Raw genomic sequence first — 1,291 nt, forward strand, 5'->3', positions numbered from 1 at the left:
TAAAGCTCGCCCACCGCACCGAACGGCACGGGCGCGCGATCACCATCCAGCAGGTACACCCGCGTGTTGGCAATTGGACGCCCGATCGGGACCACCGACCCATTGAAATCAGCCGGGCAAGTCCAGAACGTCGCGAAGGTGGTCGTCTCGGTGGGCCCATAGCAGTGAATGAGACGTACGGGGCCCTTTTCTTTCAACAATCTTAGAAATGAGGCAAGATCACCGCGCTCACCCCCACAGAGGAGGTGCTTCAGTTGCGCCAACTTCGGAGCAATCGAGGATGTATATTGGTTGAATAATGCTGTTGTCAGAAACAGTGACGTCACCCGATGCTGTTCAAGCGCCCGGGCAACACTAGCAGTATCCCTGACCGTGGCCGCATGCATGGCAACAATGCAACCACCGTTAAGCAACGGTGCCCATACCTCGAATGTGCTTGCGTCGAAGGAGGGATTGCCAGCCCATGCCACCCGATCTCCTGCATCGATCTTCACATACCCACTGTTGATCACGAGCCGGTTGACGGCACGATGAGGAACAACAACTCCTTTGGGAAGGCCAGTTGAGCCGGAGGTGTACATGACGTAAGCGGCGGTTTCAGCGCTCAACGCCAGCCCAGGATCGGAACTACATTCCGTGCCAGCTATGAGCGGCTCAATAGCACGAACAGGTATGGTCGCCTCAACGAGATCATCCCCGCAAAGCACCAAGCGTGCAGCACAATCGGCCATCAACAATTCTTGTCGCGCCACCGGAAGGGCGCGATCGATCGGTACATACACCCCGCCCGCCTTCAGAACCGCCAGCTGTGCCACCACAAGAGCGGCGGAGCGGTCCAGCACGGTGGCAATGCGATCCCCAGGTTTGACGCCGAGAGCGATCAGGTGATGTGCCAGGCGGTTGGCCCTCGCATTGAGCTCGCCATAGCTCAGCCGCTCATCACCGCAGACCACCGCCACCGCATCCGGCGCCTTGTGCACCTGCGCCTCGAACAGCTCGTGGATACACCGCTCCGCAGGATATGGCGCCGCCGTTCGGTTCAGCTCCTCCAGCAGATAGGTGCGCTCGGCAGTCGACAGCAGCTCAATCCGGCGGACCTCTTGCTGCGCATCGGCAGCCATCGCCCGCAACAGCGCCAGCAGATAACCACGCTGCCGCTCGATCGTCGCCTGATCAAATAGCGCCGTGGCATAAGCCAGCGTTCCGGCGATCTCCGCGCCATGCTCGCCAAGGCTCAGCTCCAGATCGAACTTAGCCTGATCAATCTCGTCCCCGGCAGCTTCGACACTCA

General features: G+C 60.0%; 1 protein-coding gene. It reads right to left on the reverse strand.

The genetic code is table 11. The features are described 5' to 3' along the window. The coding region (locus tag AC066S_RS38845) for an AMP-binding protein (RefSeq protein ID WP_478271913.1) at positions 1-1,291 on the reverse strand (1,291 nt) is incomplete at both ends.

The sequence above is a fragment of the Bradyrhizobium sp. CFUWI genome (assembly GCF_056429085.1).